Source organism: Streptococcus infantis (assembly GCF_019929665.1).
GTDB lineage: Bacteria > Bacillota > Bacilli > Lactobacillales > Streptococcaceae > Streptococcus > Streptococcus infantis_H.
On sequence record NZ_JAHZPZ010000001.1, the window covers coordinates 550,111 to 567,796 of the forward strand.

Annotated in this window: 20 protein-coding genes; 7 read left to right on the forward strand and 13 right to left on the reverse strand. The window is 39.3% G+C overall.

What is annotated here, in order from left to right; genetic code table 11:
- Positions 1-549: 549 nt before the first annotated feature.
- Genes K1I61_RS02640 through K1I61_RS02655 form a run of 4 tightly spaced genes read left to right on the forward strand, consistent with a single transcriptional unit; the run spans position 550 to position 1,794 of the window.
- Positions 550-795: a hypothetical protein gene (locus tag K1I61_RS02640; RefSeq protein ID WP_001813542.1), complete on the forward strand. Its 246-nt coding sequence runs from the start codon at positions 550-552 to the stop codon at positions 793-795.
- Complete coding sequence (locus K1I61_RS02645) at positions 792-1,127, forward strand: DinB/UmuC family translesion DNA polymerase (RefSeq protein WP_000806926.1); 336 nt, start codon at positions 792-794, stop codon at positions 1,125-1,127. Before K1I61_RS02640 ends, K1I61_RS02645 begins: the two co-directional genes overlap by 4 nt.
- Before the next feature lie 12 nt (positions 1,128-1,139).
- Complete coding sequence (locus tag K1I61_RS02650) at positions 1,140-1,508, forward strand: hypothetical protein (RefSeq protein WP_000567222.1); 369 nt, start codon at positions 1,140-1,142, stop codon at positions 1,506-1,508.
- A complete protein-coding gene (locus K1I61_RS02655) occupies positions 1,495-1,794 on the forward strand; it encodes a DUF5960 family protein (protein ID WP_001072467.1) in 300 nt (99 codons plus the stop codon). Before K1I61_RS02650 ends, K1I61_RS02655 begins: the two co-directional genes overlap by 14 nt.
- Before the next feature lie 117 nt (positions 1,795-1,911).
- Here the strand turns inward: K1I61_RS02655 and msr(D) are convergent, their stop codons facing one another.
- The 13 genes from msr(D) to K1I61_RS02720 form a co-directional block, all read right to left on the reverse strand.
- Entirely contained in the window at positions 1,912-3,375 is a 1,464-nt protein-coding gene (msr(D), locus tag K1I61_RS02660; protein WP_000420313.1) for an ABC-F type ribosomal protection protein Msr(D), read from the reverse strand.
- Between the two features lie 119 nt (positions 3,376-3,494).
- Positions 3,495-4,712 carry a macrolide efflux MFS transporter Mef(A) gene (gene mef(A) / locus K1I61_RS02665; RefSeq protein WP_000417519.1) on the reverse strand — a complete coding sequence of 406 codons (1,218 nt, stop codon included), beginning with the start codon at positions 4,710-4,712 and terminating at the stop codon, positions 3,495-3,497.
- Positions 4,713-5,097: 385 nt separating this feature from the next.
- The gene (locus K1I61_RS02670) at positions 5,098-5,268 is read right to left on the reverse strand and encodes a hypothetical protein (RefSeq protein WP_000873143.1); all 171 of its coding nucleotides are present in this window, start codon (positions 5,266-5,268) and stop codon (positions 5,098-5,100) included.
- A gap of 514 nt (positions 5,269-5,782) precedes the next feature.
- Positions 5,783-7,138 carry a 23S rRNA (uracil(1939)-C(5))-methyltransferase RlmD gene (gene rlmD, locus K1I61_RS02675; RefSeq protein WP_223333141.1) on the reverse strand — a complete coding sequence of 452 codons (1,356 nt, stop codon included), beginning with the start codon at positions 7,136-7,138 and terminating at the stop codon, positions 5,783-5,785.
- Positions 7,139-7,212: 74 nt separating this feature from the next.
- The gene (locus K1I61_RS02680) at positions 7,213-8,187 is read right to left on the reverse strand and encodes a DUF1002 domain-containing protein (protein WP_223333142.1); all 975 of its coding nucleotides are present in this window, start codon (positions 8,185-8,187) and stop codon (positions 7,213-7,215) included.
- 81 nt (positions 8,188-8,268) lie between these two features.
- The gene (locus K1I61_RS02685; protein ID WP_006148472.1) at positions 8,269-8,871 is read right to left on the reverse strand and encodes a lysozyme family protein; all 603 of its coding nucleotides are present in this window, start codon (positions 8,869-8,871) and stop codon (positions 8,269-8,271) included.
- Positions 8,871-9,845 carry a nucleoid-associated protein gene (locus K1I61_RS02690; RefSeq protein ID WP_223333143.1) on the reverse strand — a complete coding sequence of 325 codons (975 nt, stop codon included), beginning with the start codon at positions 9,843-9,845 and terminating at the stop codon, positions 8,871-8,873. Before K1I61_RS02690 ends, K1I61_RS02685 begins: the two co-directional genes overlap by 1 nt.
- A gap of 6 nt (positions 9,846-9,851) precedes the next feature.
- Positions 9,852-11,108 (reverse strand): serine hydroxymethyltransferase, encoded by a 1,257-nt coding sequence (gene glyA, locus K1I61_RS02695; protein WP_223333145.1) that lies wholly within the window; start codon positions 11,106-11,108, stop codon positions 9,852-9,854.
- Complete coding sequence (locus K1I61_RS02700; protein ID WP_223333148.1) at positions 11,105-11,551, reverse strand: GNAT family N-acetyltransferase; 447 nt, start codon at positions 11,549-11,551, stop codon at positions 11,105-11,107. The genes glyA and K1I61_RS02700 overlap by 4 nt, the downstream gene beginning before the upstream one ends.
- 1 nt (position 11,552) lies before the next feature.
- Positions 11,553-12,155: an L-threonylcarbamoyladenylate synthase gene (locus K1I61_RS02705; protein WP_223333155.1), complete on the reverse strand. Its 603-nt coding sequence runs from the start codon at positions 12,153-12,155 to the stop codon at positions 11,553-11,555.
- A complete protein-coding gene (prmC, locus tag K1I61_RS02710) occupies positions 12,139-12,975 on the reverse strand; it encodes a peptide chain release factor N(5)-glutamine methyltransferase (protein ID WP_223333157.1) in 837 nt (278 codons plus the stop codon). The genes K1I61_RS02705 and prmC overlap by 17 nt, the downstream gene beginning before the upstream one ends.
- Complete coding sequence (prfA, locus tag K1I61_RS02715) at positions 12,975-14,054, reverse strand: peptide chain release factor 1 (RefSeq protein ID WP_223335800.1); 1,080 nt, start codon at positions 14,052-14,054, stop codon at positions 12,975-12,977. The genes prmC and prfA overlap by 1 nt, the downstream gene beginning before the upstream one ends.
- 2 nt (positions 14,055-14,056) lie before the next feature.
- Positions 14,057-14,641, reverse strand: a complete 585-nt coding sequence (locus K1I61_RS02720; protein ID WP_004252774.1) for a thymidine kinase — start codon at positions 14,639-14,641, stop codon at positions 14,057-14,059.
- Positions 14,642-14,763: 122 nt separating this feature from the next.
- Here K1I61_RS02720 and K1I61_RS02725 point away from each other — a divergent pair, with 122 nt between their 5' ends.
- The 3 genes from K1I61_RS02725 to pepT all read left to right on the forward strand — a co-directional run bounded on the left by K1I61_RS02725 (position 14,764) and on the right by pepT (position 17,680).
- Positions 14,764-14,946, forward strand: a complete 183-nt coding sequence (locus tag K1I61_RS02725) for a 4-oxalocrotonate tautomerase (protein ID WP_001117401.1) — start codon at positions 14,764-14,766, stop codon at positions 14,944-14,946.
- A 114-nt stretch (positions 14,947-15,060) separates the two neighbouring features.
- Entirely contained in the window at positions 15,061-16,434 is a 1,374-nt protein-coding gene (mnmE, locus tag K1I61_RS02730) for a tRNA uridine-5-carboxymethylaminomethyl(34) synthesis GTPase MnmE (protein ID WP_223333163.1), read from the forward strand.
- 22 nt (positions 16,435-16,456) lie between these two features.
- Positions 16,457-17,680, forward strand: a complete 1,224-nt coding sequence (gene pepT / locus K1I61_RS02735; RefSeq protein ID WP_223333165.1) for a peptidase T — start codon at positions 16,457-16,459, stop codon at positions 17,678-17,680.
- The last annotated feature ends 6 nt before the right edge of the window (positions 17,681-17,686 follow it).

Consider the following 17,686-nt stretch of genomic DNA (forward strand, 5'->3'; position numbering starts at 1 on the left):
TTATTGAATTAAATTGTATCATCTAACTTCTATTTATCTCCCTGGATCAAACTTTGCTTGAGTTTCATTAATAGGGGATACGTTTATTCCTGTTAACGCTTAGTCTATGGTAACAACTCCGTACCCCCTAGGGTTTATGGAAATAGATTGACAGCCTATCAGGCTATCACATCAAGATACTCAACTTGTATTCTCACTCTGATACTTCCCCAGCACATAAGAAAAAGCCTTACCTACAAGGCTTTTCTTAACCCCTTTCGTTACAAGGTTTTTACGCTTTAACGAGCAGAGCAACACACTCAACGCGTGTGCTGAGAGCTTTCTTCTATACTAATAGACGAAAGGGTGTGAAAATGATTTTTAAATGATACTGTGGAACGGAACAGTAGCCCTAGTATTGACTACTGTCGTTTCTATTCATATTGGCTATTCTAGGACTGAGATGAAAAAATCTATAAATGCTCAGAATAAAATTGAACCCGCAAATCTCCCCAAAACAATGGTGAGTCATGTACTTGTATTATTCCGAAAAAATACACCTCTGGTGCAGTGAGACAAATTGGTGTATCTTATAGTGGCTTCGTAGATGAAAGCTATACTCTACTATCACTCTTTGATGATGTAGAACAAATTGAAAAAGATAATAGACTTCAGACAGCTATTGATGTTGTCAGAGAACAGTTTGGTTTTTTAGCCATACAAAAAGGAACCGTCCTAACTGAAGGTTCCAGAAATATTGAACGCAGTAAACTTATCGGTGGTCATTCCGCGGGTGGATTGGAGGGATTAAAATGAAACAAGAAAAAAATACAGTACAATTTTCAGAAATCCGTAGCAAAGGATGTAATGATATTGAAATGCTTGAAAGATTTTTACATGGAATCGTTGAAACAGCAACTTCAAAACTTCGTCAGAGAAAACTCAAAACAACTGAAATATCGATACGACTAGTACATGCTAAATCTGAAAACCGATTACCATTGGAATTTACATTTAGCATTAAGCCAACAAGCTCATCTGTGATAATCTATACTGAGGTAATCAATCGCTTTAAAGAATGTTACACAGGTGGGGGAATTCAAGGTTTTACGATTCAATTTGATAAAAATACCCTTGCCTCTGCATAGAAAGGATTTGATATGATTGACCGTTCATATTTACCATTTCAATCAGCAAGAGAGTACCAGGATACAAAGATGCAAAAATGGATGGGCTTTTTCCTATCTGAACATGCATCAGCACTCTCTGATGATACAAACAAAGTAACGTACATGTCTGACTTATCACTAGAGAAGAAATTATTACTCCTCAGTCAAGTATACGCCGGGCAGCTACGCACACGCATTCAAGTGATTGAAAAAAACAAGCGTGTTTCCTACACTGGAACAATACCAAGTCTGACCAAAGATTTCATTTTGATAAAAACTACAACAGGTCACATCAATTTGAAATTAAAAGACATTATTAGTATTGAACTTGTCGAGGAGGTGCTCTATGAATCAGCTTGAGTTTCAGCGTAATCACCTACAAATGGACTATTATAGCGAGAGCTACCAAGATTTTGAACGTGACTTCTACCGCTACTCTAACATGAATATTCCATTGACCTTCCTAACTGATGATATCCTAAAAACAATGGCGACTTCACGTAAGAATTACTTTGTCCTCAATAAGGAAAAGTCCAGAGATAACCGCGATCACTTCTTCATATTTGAAGTAAGTACCGTAGATGAGAATCCGCTAATCTATCATTATACATATAAGAAAACTACAATATATTTAGCAGAAAAATAGGAGCAGTTCAATTGACTGTTCCTATTTTTAATATTCATAAAATCTAAAGTCTTTATACTCTTTAACAATGGAGTCGCCAACCAGAACAGACTATACTGACCAGCGACTACCTTAAATTTAATGTTTCAGATTTATTTTCTTATCTCTAATTTCATAAACTACATCTGCTACATTTTCGAGTAATCGTTTATCGTGGGTGATAAACACGATAGTTCCGGTGTACTCCTTCATTAGTATTTCCAAAGCCTCTAAACTTGGTATGTCAAGGAAGTTACTGGGTTCATCCATTATTAGGATGTTATATCTACCCATGAGCATTTTAGCAAGCAACAATTTTATAATTTCTCCACCGCTTAAAACAGATAAACTTTTTCCAATATCGTTCTGTTTGAACCCCATAGATGCTAGCACTGAACGAATTTCTGATATATTGTAGTCACAATCCTTCTGCATAAACTCCATAACATTCTGATTACTGTTGTACTTGTAACCATTCTGTGCAAAGTAACCTATTTTTGCCTTAGGCGAAATAGAAATTCCTTCTTCATGGTTTAAGATCATTTGGATTAAAGTTGTTTTTCCGATTCCATTACCACCAGTTAACGCCACTTTTGCTCCTAACGGAATTTGAAAAGATGCATTTTCAAACAGAGCCTTATCCCCAAATACTTTATTAATTTCTGCACCGACTATAGGGTATGGATTATGGAGCTCCAATGCTTTACTTTGCCTGAAACGAATTCTGCGAATGCCTTCCGGAGCTTCTACTTTTCCTAAGGCCGCAATCCTGTGCTCTAGGGTTTTAGCAGCATTATACATCTTTTTTTCCTTACTTCCTATTGATTTTTGATGAGCTAAACGCCCTCCGTCTTCAGTACTTTTTTTCTTTGAAGAACCTTTTGCCTTCTGTTCTATTTTACGAGCCTGTTTTCGCTTTTCCTCCGCAGCCCTTTCCAATCGGGCACGTTCCGCAATAAATTGTTCGTATTCTGCAGCTTGGCTCTTACGTTCTTCCTCTTTCTGACGAAGATAATCAGAATAGTTTCCCCAATACTCAGTGATTTTGCCATCTTTCAGTTCCCATATTTTATCTACTATTTCATCAAGAAAATAGCGGTCATGGCTAATAACTAACAGTGCACCTGTAAAATATTTTAGCTGTCCTATTAGAAAATCAATTCCTTCACGGTCTAAATGGCTCGTAGGTTCATCCGCTAAAATACCATGAACCTGTGCCGATAAGGCCTGTGCTATTTTAAGCCTTGTTTCTTCACCACCGCTCATAGTCTGTATATTTAATTGCTCAACACCTAGCTTGCCTACAAGTGCAAAATCTTTTTCCTCCTGCAGAGTTACTTCGTCCAACTGGGGAATATAGGCAAGTTCACCCAGACGATTCATTTTACATCCTGGGGGAGTTAATTCTCCTAAAAGTACCCTGAGTAAAGTGCTTTTTCCAGCACCATTTGCTCCTACTAAACCAATACGGTCATAATCATATACTTCTAATTCATTTATATCTAAAACATCGCGTCCTTTGAATTCCACACGAATGTCTTTTGCTTTTAATATTAATTCCATAACATTTCCTCCTGTCTATAATCGCATGCTTTCATTTGCTTGTATGCAGGGAAAACCCTGCGATTTTAGCAGGAAGAGTTACATGAAAATAAGATACATAAATATTCCTCCAATATTGTTTATTTTAAATCTAATTTTCTAACCTCAGTTATCATTTGGCAAACTATAGCAATGCCAATAATTAAAATACCTGATAGTAAAAACCAATGATTTACACCGATTTTATCAGCAAAGAATCCAGAAAGAATTAACCCAATTGGCATAGCAAGTGACATGATACTTCCGATCAAAGAAAATACACGTCCTAAATATTCAGGCTTAATTTTCTCCTGAAAAAGAGCTGTTTGCACACCGCTATAAAATGGCACCGAAAGCCCCATTATTGCACAGCAAACTACGAATATTACAAATCCATTTGGAGGAAGTATTCCCGAAACGGCTAAACTGGTCCCCATTATAAAAAATGAACTTGTTATTAGTAATACATGCTTTTCGAAGCCCCCTAATCTTCCTAATAATAAGCCTCCTGCTAGCATCCCAAATGCAAAGGAAATTTCCGTAATAGAAATATGCACAGGCGTTCCATTAAAGTGTTCCATGCTTATTAAAGGAAATAGTGCATTGATTGGCATATAAACAAAAGTATATAGTGTTCCTAAGAGTAATAAGGCAAACAATCCTTTGTTTTGTCTCAGAACCACAACTCCTTCTTTCATCTCCCTTATGAAATTTGGTTCTAAACTTTGCACTTGATTACCCAGCTTAGGTATACGTACAATTGCTACCGTAATAGATGCAATCACAGCACCCAATACGTCGATGGCAATAATAGCATTTAAATCCCAAACGGAGTATAAGAGTGCTGCAACTGCCGGACTAACAATATAGCTTATAGACTGCAAAGACTGACTATAGCCTGCGCATTTCGTTAGCTGTTCTTCTGGTACTAAAAGTGGTGTAACCGCATTGAGTGCTGGGGTATGAAAAGCTGTTCCAATGCTACGGATAAACAATACTATCATAATCATCCAGACAGGTAGCTCCATACAGAATGCAACAATAGCAAGCACTGCACCAGCTGCTGCGATAATTAAATCGGCACCAATCATTATCTTCTTCCTATCATGACGATCCACTAGCACACCAATGGCAGGTCCCAAAATCGCATAGGGTAAAAAACCTACTAATGAAGCCATAGACAAGACCATCGCAGATCCTGTTTTTTCTGTAAGGTAAAAAATAATCGCCATTTGCAGGATGGCACTAGTGATTAATGATACTGCTTGCCCTGCCCATATTGCATAAAATTTTCGTTTCCAATTGTTGTATTTTTCCATTTATATTATCTCCTGCATATTATTTTGCTTGAATTTCTATTTTGAATAGCATTCTAGGCAATAAAAAATGCAGGCCAAACCCCACAATGTGGCTTTTGGTCTGCATACATACAATTTGGAAACATTCATATTAAAGACATAGTTAAATAAAGGTATAGTTAAATAACCAATATCCTCACCGTAACTAATGAATGCTCAATATCGTATAAATAAGCACAACAAAAAAGCCTATCATCGGGTATAGATTCTGCTTTTTTTATTGCCAGCTTATCTTAAACGCATTGAGGCTGTCATAGTTTCGGTTCCTCCTACATCTTTGTTTATATCAATTTATAGTATAACACAACAAGATGATATGTTCAATATAAAAGTTATGGAATGAGACTCATACTTCCAATTCGATGCCAGATTTAAAGGATATGACGAAGTTTTCTTCATAGACTGTAACGCTCTGGATTATCTTCCTTAGTAGCAAGCGATTAGCTTTCACAAAATCTTCTGTTTGTAGTTTTAAAAATTCATCAGGATTTTCTAACTCAACCTCAAAATATTTCATTTTACATTCCCTCATTTCATTTATTGATAAATTGAGTTTGCAAAAAAGAGTGGACAATTTTTGTCTACTCTTAACCTTTAAAATAGTTTTTTTTAATCGATTTGAAGTTGCCTAAATTATTACTTATTCGGTAAAATGAAGTATTGCTTTCAACAGATTTCCTTCAACTACACTTCACTTGATTCAAACAAGGTGGGTACATTTCTATTCCCACAAACTCCTTGTCAATGGAAACAAACACGTACCCACAGGGTAAATGGAAATAGAAACTGATAATTTCTAGCTATCACTTCTACTCATTCCAAAAATTTTCTCACTCTGATACTTACCCACCATAAAGCAAAAAGCCTTGCAATCAAGGCTTTCATTATCCCTTTCGTTCAAAGGTTTCTAAGCTTTTACGAGCAGAGCGACACACTCAGCGGTTCGCTATCTCCGTTCTGTCTGCGTGCTAGCACTTGTCAATCACGGACAGCTATCGCATGGGCGGAAGTAAATGCTAATCTTCGTCGTTTTACTCCTTGACTAGCAAACTTACCGCCTCAACATGGTGCGTTTGCGGAAAAAGGTCCACCGGCTGGACTTTCTTCAATTCATAGCCCAACTCTTGATAGAGTTTGATATCACGCGCCATGGTTGCGACATTACATGAGATATAGGCGATGCGGTCAGCTCCTGTTTGAGCGCTTGCTTTGATAAAGCTTTCGGTCAAGCCCTTGCGTGGTGGGTCGACCAGGATGGCAGTTGGTTGGATGCCTTCCTTGAGCCAATTCTTCATGGCATTTTCAGCTGTATCACAGACATAGTGGGCATTGGTAATACCGTTCAATTCTGCGTTCTTCTGGCTATTTTCTACTGCTTCTGGGATAACTTCCACCCCGTAGACTTCCTTGACATGCTTAGCGACAGATAATCCAATAGTTCCGATTCCTGAGTAGGCATCGATCACCACATCATCTTCACTCAACCCCGCAAAATCAATAGCTGTCTGATAAAGCTTCTCTGCCATTTCTGTATTGACCTGATAAAAGGCTGGTCCAGAAATTTGGAAGCTATTCCCCAACATTTGATCCGTAATGTAATCTTGACCATAGAGAACTCGCCATTCTTTCCCAAAAATCGCATTTGTATTTTGGTCATTAATATTTTGCATGACAGACACAATCTCTGGGAACTGCTTGATGACTTGTTCAATCAACTGTTCAACTCGGAAAATTTTAGGACGAGTTGTCACCAAGATAACCATAATTTGACCTGAATGATGGCCACGACGTACAACAAGGTTACGAATCAAGCCAGAATGTTCCTTTTCATCATAGGGTTTTAAGTCATAGCGACGAAGCAAATCACGTAAAGCCACAATAACTTGGTCAATGACTGGATCCTGGATATAAAAATCTTCTAGTGGCATAAGATCATGAGAATTCTTACGGAAAAAACCAGTCTCCAGAACACCATTGACACGACGAACAGGAACCTGAGCCTTGTTCCGATATTTGATAGGATTTTCCATACCAAGAGTATCATCAACCTCTACATCCGTGATTCCAGCAATTTTATAAAGACTATCTTTTACTTGCTTGGTTTTAAACTTGAGTTGCTCTGGATAAGCTAGATGCCCCAAGTCAGCAATGCCTGAACGAAGGTAAGCCAAATCTAAGTCTCGGTTACGATGTTGAGATTGCGTAAGATATTCCTCGACTTTACCAAAGCCAATTTTCTTGTTGACTTTAAGGACACGCATAAGGATTATTTCAGTCGGAAGAGCATTCTCTACAAAAAAGACCAAGCCATCTACCTTGGCAACACCTGCTCCTTCATGAGTCAAATCGACAATCTCAACTTCTACAATATCATTTTTCTTTAACATAATTTTCACTTTCTATAAGCCGACAAAAAAAGACGGCAACAATCCTGTTACCATCTATTATACCATGAATTGATCTAAGCACCAAAACTCTTGAAGAAATCAAGGATAGCTTGCCAAATTGCGCTGAGGATGTTTCCACCGTCTTGAATAGCTTTATTAGCATCAAAGTTTAGATCGATATTGCTGAAACTATCACCTGCTTGTGCAACGATACTTTGTTTCAAATCTTTTAGCGTCTTAGTAAAGTCTTCGTTGTTAAGAATATCGCTCTTAGAAAGATTAAAGGCAAAGTTGATGATGACATTGACTTGGTTGCCTGTAACAACTTGATCTAGTTTATAGTTCTTTAAAGTATCTTCAACAATCTTACGAACATCATCTTCTGTAAGTTCACCCTTAGACTCTTTAGCCTTAGCGACTGCAGCTTTGATATCAGCAAGGGCTACGTTCAGTTTATTGGCATCAAAGCCTGATTTGTCCTTGTTTTCATCGTTAATATCTGACAAGGCCTTGAGCTCTTCCTGAGCCAAGTCTTTATTTTCCTGAGGTAATTTTACACCATTTGACTCAAGGGAATAGTAAATACCTGCTAGGGCACTTTCACCAGTAACCGGAATTGGTGCCGCAACGGTGATACGCGCGTGCTCCACACCCAAGGTGACAGCCGCATTACGGTACATATCTTGCGTCACTTTAGTGATATTTTCAGGTGTCTCAATCTTGACCTCAAGGGGAGATTTTTCTCCTAATTTTTGAATTTTTGCTGATGAATAAAGTTGAAGACTTGAATCGTTTGCGACATTCATAATTTTTGAGTAGACATCTGGTGTCATAGTCTTCAAATCTTTAGTATCTTTTGAGGCATCATAGCCAAGTTTTTTAAGTGTTTGATTTTTTTGATCTTCCGTTAATGAAGAACCCAAGACGTACTCAGGTTGAACATAGGTTTCATCAATGACTTTTTGAACATCAGTAGCTGCCTGGGCGCTTTGCAGTGTTGCAACTGCTAAAAGTACTGCAGCGCTAGTCAGAAAGAATTTCTTTCGCATGAGACGTTCCTCCTTTTCTACTCTAGAATATTAAAATATCCTTAAAGAAAACTTATAAAAGCACCTAGAAATTCTAGATGCTTAAAATAGATTAAAAATTTTCATAATATAGAGATTTAGCTGAACCTGTCTAGAGTAATAATAGTTTCCCCCATCCACATAAAGTTCTCCACCTTGAAAAATAGAAATGGGATTGATGTAGCGATAGGTTTTCCCTGTTGTATTTCCTAATATAGGCGCAACTGTATCTCTGGAGTATTGCTTAGCTAGTACAAGAGTATTCTTTTTCCCATTCTGGGCGATAAAATCGATATAAGCAGGTCCAAAGTTATAAGCTTGAATGGCTGTCCAGACATCCACTCCTTTTTCTTGAGCTAGATAGAGATTTTCTGTCAAGGTTTGAACTCCTTGACGAATACTACTTGCGTTATCGTTTATGGTATCGGTAGAGCCACTAGCAGATTCACTTGACTGCATCACGTCCCCTTCTTTACCCTTAGTTTCTGTATAAATCATGGCGAGCACAAGCTCTTCGTTTGCTGGGGTATCTCTTTCATTCAAGATTTCGCGAACCATGGGTTGGTAGGTCATGACTTGTTTGACATCCTGACGAATCAGATAAGCTTTATATCCAGCGAAAAGGAAGACTGCTAGTACCAGCATTCTTCGTATAAATTTAAACATTATTTATTTTGTATATCCTCGATGTTTTTGATTAAGATAGAATAGGTTCCATTATCGTTTTGGATAAACTCAACTGATTCCGCATCTTGATAGACATTGTTTGGTACGATGAGTTCAATTCCGTTTGACAAGGAAAGTTTCTGATTCTCAAATCTCTTTAACTGACGACTGGCATCAATTTCATCAAACTGTACTGGCTCTGGTACCGCTTCTTTGACCTGGTCAATGAAGCTAAGTCGAGCAGTAAGATTATTGTCAAAAAGATCATTGGCTAATTTTTCTGGAGAGAGCTCATTATTCTCTTCAAGATTATTGAAAATTGCTGATTTTACCTTGGATTGAAATTGAAAATCATCTGTGTTAAAGGTTTCGGCAATCTTTTGAGCCGTTTTTTCTAGTTCCTTAATGGATTTCTTTGGTGAAATCTTTGGTTGTGCTTGAATAAGATTCTCAGAAAAATAGTTTAAAAAGGCTCCATTATACTTGATGCGTTTTTCAATCAAGTGATACTTGCGACTTTGAAGATTAACAACTAGTGCTTCATCTGCTCCAGTTCCAAATCCAGGTAGGTTATTCTGAGTCAGTTTGATTGGATTGTCAACCTCGCCACCCAAGTGTGTCAAAGTTTCGCGTAATGCAATTCGTAGAAAGGCAAAGTGGTCTACTCCCTCTTTTGAAAACTGGACAAAAACCAAGTCATTCGTCTTTTGGTTTTCAGATACAGAGAATTCCTCTTTCCAGAGATTAGCAATTGTAACAGATGTTTCCATTAAATCATCTGTGATGTGGTTGAAAAATGGATTATCCTCTTCAAAAATACCAGTTTTGGCATCATCCGAATACACACGCTCCACTTTTTTACGCAAGTATTCCTCGATTTTAGGAGTGATATTGAGAAACTTATCCGCCAAGAACAACTCTGTGTCATCAGGGATGAACTGATGGATAATGGCTTTCTTAATATAAATATCCATAAAATATTAGTCCTCATATAATGGGAAGGCATCTGTCAAGGATTTGACTGCACTTCTCACTTCTTCTAAGACAGCTTCGTTTTCTGCATTCTTAAGGGCTTTAATAATAAGTTCAGCAACTTGACGGCTTTCTTTTTCACCAAAACCACGAGCAGTAATTGCTGCCGCTCCGATACGAATACCACTTGTCTTAAATGGTGACAATGTTTCGTAAGGAATTGAATTTTTATTAAGGGTAATGTTAACCTCATCCAATAAGTTTTGGGCTACTTTTCCACTTTCTACAACCTTTGTGACATCCACTAAGAAGAGGTGGTTTTCAGTACCACCAGAGATAATACGAAAATCAGAATCTTGCAAGAAGACATCTGCCATGGCCTTGCTGTTCTTGATGACATTAGCTGCATATTCTTTAAAGGCAGGATCCAATACTTCTTTAAAGGCTACAGCCTTAGCAGCAACAACATGCTCTAATGGTCCACCTTGGATACCTGGGAAAATCGCAGAATTGATTTTCTTAGCAAGGTCTTCATCGTTAGTCAAAATCAACCCACCACGTGGTCCGCGAAGAGTTTTGTGAGTTGTTGTCGTTGTGATATGTGCGTATGGAACTGGATTTGGGTGAAGACCGGCTGCAACTAAGCCAGCAATGTGAGCCATGTCGACCATGAGTTTTGCGCCCACAGCATCCGCAATTTCACGGAATTTTGAGAAATCAATAATGTGAGAATAGGCTGAGGCACCAGCTACGATAAGTTTTGGTTGCACTTCTTGAGCTTGTTTCAAGATAGCGTCAAAGTCCAATAGCTCTGTCTCCGGATCAACGCTATATGAAACAAAGTTATAGGTTTGGCCTGAGAAGCTAACAGGAGCTCCGTGAGTCAAGTGCCCACCCGCAGCTAAATCCATCCCCATAACCGAATCACCTGGTTCGATCAAGGCCATGTATGCTGCACAGTTAGCTTGACTTCCTGAGTGAGGTTGGACATTGGCAAATTTAGCACCAAAAATTTCTTTCGCACGTTCAATAGCTAGACTTTCGATAACATCCACTACATCAGTACCACCATAGTAACGACGTCCTGGATAACCTTCAGCGTATTTATTAGTCAAGATAGAACCTTGAGCAGCCATAACAGCCTTAGAGACTACGTTCTCTGAAGCGATTAATTCAATATTATTTTGTTGGCGTTCTTCTTCTTTGGCAATGGCATTCCAAAGTTCTGCGTCATATGTTTTAAAATCATCTTTGTCAAAAATCATAGTTTTTCTCCTTTAATTAACTTAATAAATCGTTTCTGCACTTTATCACAGGTATAACCAACTTTTTCGTAAAATGCATGCGCACCAAGACGATGGTCTGCAGAATTTAATCGAATAAACTCATAACTCCGTCTTTTTGTTTCTTTCTCCAACCCTTCAAGTAAATCTCTATCAAAACCTCTACCTTGGCTTTGCGGCAACACTGCCAAGGCTAAGATATTGAATCCTGCTTTAGAATAGAGAGACTCATAAACCTCAGCATGAATATAACCAACTAGTTCGTGACTAGTATCGTCCTCATAACCAAGTAGGAAATGATGTGAGTCTTGGGATAATTTTGCTAGTTGACTAGCCGTTTCCTCAGGGCTAAAATCATAACCTAAAGCATCTTTGTTAATCTCATAAATCGATGCAACATCTGTTGCTTTCAAAGCACGTAGCATGTCATACCTCCTCAAAAGGAATTTCAGGTATCTTGGCAAGGATATCTTCTCGAGTTATCGAACCTTGGCGTAGAATTCTTGCCTTACAAGCAGTCAAATCTAAAATAGTCGAATCTTGACCTGTCAAAAAAGCATCATCTTCTATCCCAAGAACCTCTTGTCCGAAGTCTTTTAAAATTTCTTTAAAGCTAGCACCACTAGCTTGACCCGAAATATTTGCAGAAGGGCCGATTAAGGGACCAAACTCACGAATCAATTCTAGTGTTATAGGGTGACTGGGCATGCGAAATCCAACAGTCGTTAAGTCTGAATTGACCCAGTAAGGGACCTTGTCATTAGCTTCTAGGATAATGGTCAATGGACCAGGAAGAAAACTATCAACAAGTTTTTGTAAATAAGGTGGCTGATTCTTAGAAAAGTTCAAGATATCGTCTAGATGAGCGACATTGAGATTAAGTGCCTTGTCTCTTGGACGACGTTTTAGCTGGTAGACATGGTCAACAGCCTTTTTATCCAATGCTTTTGCAAAGAGACCGTAAACTGTCTCAGTTGGCAAAACTACTGCTCTACCTTTTTCCAACTCTTGCTTAATTTTCTCCATCATCAATGACTACCATCCTATCTTGGCCAAATTGGTCTTTAAGCGTTCGAACTCGTTTCTCTGGAAAATTTTTCATAAAGAGATCCGGTACACTTTGACCTTGTTTGTAGCCAATTTCAAGATAAATCTTACCACCATCATTTAGATAGTCCTTGGAGTCTTCCGCTATTCTACGGTAGATAGCTAGGCCATCCTCGTCAGCAAAAAGTGCCAAATGTGGTTCTGAATGCAAAACATTCAAGCCAACTTCTTCTTGATCTTCACGAGAAATGTATGGTGGATTGGATACAATTATATCATATTTTGAAGAAATTTCAGAGAAACAGTCAGATTTGATAAAAGAGAGATTTAGATTTTGATCGTTAGCATTCTCCATCGATAAGTCTAAAGCATCCTGTGAAATATCCGCAGCTGTGACCGACCAATCTGGTCTGTTTTTAGCTAAAGCAAGGGCTATTGCACCGCTTCCTGTTCCGATATCCAGAACTTTGAGATTGTCCTTTAGATTCTCGGCTAGGATGAGCTCCACCAACTCTTCTGTCTCTGGACGGGGAATCAAGACCCGCTCATCTACCTTTAACTCCGTCCCAAAGAATTCAGCATAACCGATGATGTACTGGGCAGGTATATGTGCTGCTAATTTTTTGTAGATTTCCTCCACAAATTGCTTTTCTTCCTCTGTTACTTCTTGCTGGAGGGCAAAGACGAAGTCTGTAAAAGATAGATTTTTTAGGCTACGATAGACAAAGGAGAGGCTTTCTGCTTCCTCTCCTTTAGCTATCAACTTTTCCTCAAAATCTTTAAAAATTTGAGCTAGTTTCATTATTTGTTTAAATCTTCCAATTTTTGTGTTTGGTCATAAAGAACCAAGGCATCTACAACTTCATCCAATTTACCTGCTAGAATTGTATCAAGTTTTTGTAGAGTCAAGCCGATACGGTGGTCTGTTACACGATTTTGTGGGAAATTGTAAGTACGGATACGTTCTGAACGGTCACCAGTACCGATAGTAGACTTACGCTCTGCGTCTTGCTCATCTTGGGCAATCTGAGCAAAGTGGTCAGCAACACGCGCACGAATAATCTTCATAGCCTTCTCACGGTTTTTCTGCTGGGTACGTTCTTCCTGCATCTCAACCTTGATATTGGTTGGCAAGTGAACGATACGAACGGCAGTCGCAACTTTGTTGACGTTCTGTCCACCAGCACCAGATGCGTGGTAGATATCAACACGAAGGTCTTTTGGATCAATATCGTACTCTACTTCTTCTACTTCAGGCATGACAAGGACAGTTGCTGTAGAAGTATGAACACGACCTTGGCTTTCTGTCACAGGGACACGTTGCACACGGTGGGCACCTGACTCGTACTTAAGCTTAGAGTATACTGACTGACCTGAAACCATGGCAACCACTTCTTTGAAACCACCAACCCCGTTCATTGAGGCTTCCATGACTTCAAAGCGCCAGCCTTGGGCTTCAGCATACTTTTGGTACATTGTTAGAAGGTCACCAGCAAAAAGTGCTGCCTCATCTCCACCAGCAGCTCCACGGATTTCAAGGATGATGTTCTTATCATCGTTTGGATCTTTTGGAAGGAGCAAGATTTTTAGTTTTTCTTCGTACTCTTCTTTTTCAGCCTTAGCATCCTTGAGTTCTTGCTTGGCCATTTCTTCCAAGTCAGCATCTCCGCCTGATTCCTTAATCATCTCTTCAGCATCAACGATGTTTTGGAGGACTTGTTTGTATTCGCGGTAGGTAGTTACGGTGTCACGTGTTGAAGCTTCCTCTTTTGAAAGCTCCATAAAACGCTTGGTATCAGAGACCACATCAGGGTCACTCAGCAATTCTCCCAACTCTTCATAACGGTCTTCTACAGCTTGTAGTTGATCATAGATATTCATTCTTATTGATTCTCCTTATTGATTTCAGGGGCAAAATAATGTTTACGGCAAACCGAGATATAGGTTTCATTCCCACCTATCTGGATTTGTTCACCATCATAAACAGGCAGTCCGTCCTGCGTACGCAACACCATGGTCGCTTTTTTCTTACAATACTGACAAATGGTTTTGATCTCATCAATTTTATCTGCTAATAACAATAGATGTTTAGATCCTTCGAACAGCTCATTACGAAAGTCGTTCTTTAAACCAAATGCCATAACAGGTATGTCTAACTCATCGACAACACGCGCTAGGTCGTAAACATGATGACGTTTCAAAAACTGGGCCTCGTCGACCAAAACACAGTAGGGCTTTTCAGGTAAATCTCGAATAAATCCAAAAATATCCGTAGTATCATCGATAGCAACTGCTGGTCGCTTCATGCCAATCCGACTCGACACATAGCCTATACCATCTCTTGTATCCAGAGCCGAAGTCATGATAACAACTCCCTTTCCTTGCTCCTCGTAGTTATAGGCTACCTTGAGAATCTCGATGGTCTTTCCTGAATTCATGGTCCCATAACGATAATACAACTGTGCCATGTTTCTATTTCACGTCCATTTCTAATTTTCTGCTACATTCTAGTATATCATATTTTCCAAAAGCTTTAAACGGCAAAATGTGGTAAAATAGAAGAAATCAAAAACTAGTGGAGGAAGCTATTATGCCATTTGTACGCATCGATTTATTTGAAGGGCGCACGCTCGAGCAAAAGAAAGCCCTAGCAAAGGAAGTAACTGAAGCTGTGGTTCGTAACACTGGTGCACCTCAATCTGCTGTTCATGTCATTATCAACGATATGCCTGAAGGAACCTATTTCCCACAAGGTGAAATGCGCACTAAGTAAAGCTTAAGCGATATGCTTAGGCTTTTCTTTATAAGTGGCATTCGTTGAATAAAAAACTTTATTTTGTTACAATTTTAAGAGATATTTGTATATAAATTGTTAAAAGGAAATGAAATGATTACACGTGAATTTGATACCATTGCTGCAATCTCGACTCCGCTTGGTGAAGGGGCGATTGGGATTGTTCGCCTAAGCGGAACGGATAGCTTTGCTATTGCACAAAAAATTTTTAAAGGCAAAGACTTGAGCAAAGTTGCTAGCCACACACTGAACTACGGTCACATTATTGACCCTTTGACTGGTAAGGTTATGGACGAGGTCATGGTTGGGGCTATGAAGTCTCCGAAGACCTTTACTCGCGAGGATATTATCGAGATTAACACCCACGGAGGGATTGCCGTGACCAATGAAATCCTGCAATTGGCTATCCGTGAAGGGGCTCGCATGGCAGAACCTGGTGAATTTACCAAACGTGCCTTCCTCAATGGTCGTGTAGACTTGACTCAGGCTGAGGCAGTGATGGATATCATCCGTGCTAAGACTGACAAGGCTATGAATATAGCAGTCAAACAACTTGATGGATCCCTGTCCGACCTCATTAACAATACTCGTCAGGAAATTCTCAATACTTTGGCTCAGGTTGAGGTTAATATTGATTACCCTGAGTATGACGATGTGGAAGAAGCCACTACTGCTGTTGTCCGCGAAAAAACTATGGAGTTTGAACAACTCTTAACCAATCTCCTAAAAACTGCACGTCGTGGGAAAATTCTCCGCGAAGGAATTGCAACGGCCATTATCGGTCGTCCAAACGTTGGGAAATCAAGCCTTCTCAACAACCTCCTGCGTGAAGACAAGGCCATTGTAACGGATATTGCAGGGACTACTCGAGATGTCATCGAAGAATACGTTAATATCAACGGTGTTCCACTGAAGTTGATTGATACAGCTGGTATTCGTGAAACGAATGATGTCGTGGAACAAATTGGTGTTGAACGCTCCAAAAAAGCCCTCAAGGAAGCTGACTTAGTTCTACTAGTCCTAAATGCTGGTGAACCTCTGACTGCTCAAGACCGACAACTTCTTGAAATTAGTCAAGATACTAATCGAATCATCCTACTTAATAAAACTGACCTGCCAGAAGCGATTGAAACTTCTGAACTTCCAGATGATGTCATTCGTATTTCAGTCCTCAAAAATCAAAACATTGATAAGATTGAAGAACGCATCAATAACCTCTTCTTTGAAAATGCAGGACTTGTTGAACAAGATGCTACCTATTTATCCAACGCCCGTCATATTTCTCTGATTGAGAAGGCAGTTGAAAGCCTGCAAGCTGTTAACGAAGGTCTTGAACTGGGGATGCCAGTTGATCTTCTTCAAGTAGATTTGACCCGTACCTGGGAAATTCTTGGCGAAATAACTGGTGATGCTGCGCCAGATGAACTTATTACTCAATTATTTAGCCAATTCTGTTTAGGTAAATAAAAAATTATAAAAAGGAGTTATGATGAAATATCCAACATTACTAGAGCGTTTTTTAACTTATGTTAAGGTTAACACACGTTCAGACGAAAATTCTACTACTACACCAAGCACTCAGAGTCAAGTAGACTTTGCGACTAATATCCTCATCCCAGAAATGAAACGTGTCGGTTTGCAAAATGTCTATTATTTGCCAAACGGTTTTGCTATCGGTACACTTCCAGCTAACGATCCAAGTTTAACTCGCAAGATTGGTTTTATCTCCCACATGGATACGGCTGATTTTAATGCTGAAGGTGTTAACCCTCAAGTTATTGAAAACTATGATGGGGGAGTTATAGAGCTTGGGAATTCTGGTTTCAAACTTGATCCTGCAGATTTCAAGAGCTTAGAGAAGTATCATGGACAAACCTTGATTACTACAGATGGGACTACTCTTCTCGGTGCCGATGACAAATCTGGTATCGCCGAAATCATGACTGCTATCGAATACTTGACTGCTCATCCTGAGATTAAACACTGTGAAATCCGTGTCGGCTTTGGACCTGATGAAGAGATTGGTGTCGGTGCCAATAAATTTGATGCAGAGGACTTCAATGTTGACTTCGCTTATACAGTCGACGGCGGACCTCTTGGAGAATTGCAGTATGAAACCTTCTCTGCTGCAGGAGCTGAACTTCACTTCCAAGGCCGTAATGTTCACCCAGGAACAGCTAAAGGACAAATGGTTAACGCTCTTCAGTTGGCAATTGACTTCCACAACCAACTCCCAGCTGGTGACCGCCCAGAATTGACTGAGGGCTATCAAGGTTTCTACCATCTCATGGATGTATCTGGTAGTGTTGAGGAAGCGCGTGCTAGCTACATCATTCGTGACTTCGAAAATGAAAACTTTGAAGCGCGTAAAGCTGCTATGCAAGCTATCGCTGATAAGATGAACCAAGAACTTGGTAGTGATCGTGTAACCTTGACTTTGACAGACCAGTATTACAACATGAAAGAAGTCATCGAAAAGGATATGACACCAATCACCATCGCTAAATCAGTAATGGAAAGTCTTGATATCACACCTATTATCGAGCCTATCCGTGGAGGAACAGATGGTTCTAAGATTTCCTTTATGGGAATTCCAACGCCGAATATCTTCGCTGGCGGTGAAAACATGCATGGTCGTTTTGAATACGTTAGCCTTCAAACCATGGAACGTGCAGTTGATACTATTATTGGAATTGTAGCTTATAAAGACTAAAAAAGA